3 protein-coding genes are annotated in these 2495 nt (G+C 72.1%); 2 read left to right on the forward strand and 1 reads right to left on the reverse strand.

Annotation, left to right across the window (positions count from 1 at the left end):
- Positions 1-208, forward strand: a 208-nt coding sequence (locus G3I42_RS06215) for a DUF1214 domain-containing protein (RefSeq protein ID WP_164283136.1), incomplete at its 5' end; no start/stop codon positions are given.
- Between the two features lie 30 nt (positions 209-238).
- Here the strand turns inward: G3I42_RS06215 and G3I42_RS06220 are convergent.
- The gene (locus G3I42_RS06220; RefSeq protein ID WP_239096291.1) at positions 239-472 is read right to left on the reverse strand and encodes a hypothetical protein; all 234 of its coding nucleotides are present in this window, start codon (positions 470-472) and stop codon (positions 239-241) included.
- A gap of 428 nt (positions 473-900) precedes the next feature.
- Here G3I42_RS06220 and glnII point away from each other — a divergent pair, with 428 nt between their 5' ends.
- Complete coding sequence (glnII, locus tag G3I42_RS06225) at positions 901-1920, forward strand: glutamine synthetase (RefSeq protein ID WP_164283140.1); 1020 nt, start codon at positions 901-903, stop codon at positions 1918-1920.
- The last annotated feature ends 575 nt before the right edge of the window (positions 1921-2495 follow it).

Raw genomic sequence — 2495 nt, forward strand, 5'->3', positions numbered from 1 at the left:
CGAGCCGCGCGCGGTGAGCGACCGCACGCCGGGCCTGGTGCGCGAGCCGGACGGCACGCTCGTCCTGCGCCTCTCGGCGCGCCCGCCGGACGCGGGGACGGCGAACTGGGTGCCGGTCCCCGCGGGCCCCTTCCGGGCGGTGCTGCGGCTGTACGTGCCGGAGGCGGGGTACCGGGTGCCGGGGCTCGTACGGGCGGAGCCGGAGTGACCCCGTACCCGTACGAACCCCGCGCCCGCCTCAGCGGCTGTAGCGCATCAGCGCGCGCACCATGTGGCACGTCACGGGGGACGGCGGGTGGATGCCGACGCGCTCGGCGGCGAGCCGGATGGTGCGGTCGGGGGCCTGCTCGGGGCGCCAGACGCCCGCGTCGAGGAGCACGATCGCGAGCCGCATCGCCTTGAGGCGGCGGTTGTGCGCGACGTACCACTCGCGGGGGCGGCCCGCGGGCAGCGCCCTCTTCTCGACGGGCATGTAGGGGAGGTCGAAGAGCGGGGTCGTGGAAGCGGTCGCGGGGGTGGTCGGGTCGAGGGTCGCTGCTCGGGCCACGGGCATCCTCCTGAGCCGGCGGACGGGGTGAGTCCGGTCACGCGTCCTGCCGCGTCCCGCTCCCCCGCCCACGTTCGAACACTGCCTCCATTCTACTGCCGGGGACTGACAAAAGCCGCTGGTGGCAGGGGATTTGAGGTGTTCGAACAGCGGGGTGCCACAGGGGTGCGTACGGGCCCCCGGGGCCCCTTGCGGTACGGGCGCGGGCGGCCCGGCGAAGGGGGTGCGTCCGGGTAACACGCGGTTCACACCGGGGCAACGGGCGGGCAATCGCCCCTTGCCATTCTGCGGGCGTCCCCGCACCCGCCCCCCGCGCCCCGAGGGCGCGTCGTGCTGTGAAGGAAGTGGCCGCTGTGAGCTTCAAGGCCGAGTACATCTGGATCGACGGCACCCAGCCGACCGCCAAGCTCCGCTCGAAGACGAAGATCGTCGCGGACGGCGCCGAGCCGGGCGTGTGGGGCTTCGACGGCTCCTCCACGAACCAGGCCGAGGGCCACTCCTCGGACTGCGTGCTCCAGCCGGTCTTCACGTGCCCCGACCCGATCCGCGGCGGCGCGGACGTCCTCGTGCTGTGCGAGGTCCTCGACACCGACCTCACCCCGCACCCGAGCAACACGCGCGCCGAACTGCGCTCCGTGGTCGAGAGGTTCGGCGCTCAGGAGCCGGTCTTCGGGATCGAGCAGGAGTACACGTTCTTCCGGGGCAGCCGCCCGCTCGGCTTCCCCGAGAACGGCTTCCCCGCCGCGCAGGGCGGTTACTACTGCGGTGTCGGCGCGGACGAGATCTTCGGCCGCGAGATCGTCGAGGCGCACCTCGCCCACTGCCTCGCCGCCGGGCTCGGCATCTGCGGCATCAACGCCGAAGTCATGCCGGGGCAGTGGGAGTTCCAGGTCGGCCCGCTCTCGCCGCTTGAGGTCTCGGACCAGTTGTGGGTCGCGCGCTGGCTGCTCTACCGCACGGCCGAGGACTTCGGCGTCTCGGCGACGCTGGACCCGAAGCCGGTCAAGGGCGACTGGAACGGCGCGGGCGCGCACACCAACTTCTCGACGAAGGCGATGCGCGAGGGGTACGAGGCGATCATCACCGCCTGCGAGTCGCTCGGCGAGGGCTCCAAGCCGCTCGACCACGTCAAGAACTACGGCGCGGGCATCGACGACCGCCTCACCGGGCTCCACGAGACGGCCCCGTGGAACGAGTACAGCTACGGGGTCTCGGACCGGGGCGCCTCGGTGCGGATTCCGTGGCAGGTCGAGAAGGACGGCAAGGGGTACATCGAGGACCGCCGCCCCAACGCGAACGTGGACCCGTACGTGGTGACGCGGCTCATCACGGAGACGTGCTGCGCGGCGCTGGAGAAGGCCGGTCAGGTCTGAGGCTTCGGGACCGGTTTCGGGCCGGGTGACCGGCCCGGCGGCCGGGCACGCGCGGCGAGGCGCGCGGGCCCGGGGGCGTCCACCATGACGGGGTGGACGCCCTTTTCGTCGTCGGCTTCCGTGTCGGCTTTCCGTGTCGGCATTTCTTGTCGGCATTTCTTGTCGGCTTTTCGCTTCGGCTTCGGCCGAAACCCTCTCCCTGCCCCGCACGGCATCTGCTTCAATGGGCGCATGGACAGCTTTCGGAACCTCGTGACGGGTCGTGTCGACCTCGAACCGTTCTGGCCGTCCCGTCAGCACCACGATTTCGACCGGGTGTGTCAGCCCCCGCGGAACGCTCGGGCCCTCTAACACCCTCCCCGCCCTTCCGGCCGGGCTCCGGTCTTCGGTCCGCGCGACGACGCATGTCCCTTCCGTGGCATCCCCGGCACCCTTCTCGGTGCCGCTTCGTGCGAAAAGAGCTGACACCTCCCATGGCGAACCACCCTTCCCTCTCCGCCACCCCGCTCGCCCGCCCCGCGAACCCTGCGGGCTCCCCGCGGCACCGGCTGCGGGCCGTCGAGGCGGGCGAGCCC

Origin of the sequence: Streptomyces sp. SID11385 (genome assembly GCF_010548245.1) — a bacterium.
Taxonomy (GTDB): Bacteria; Actinomycetota; Actinomycetes; order Streptomycetales; family Streptomycetaceae; genus Streptomyces.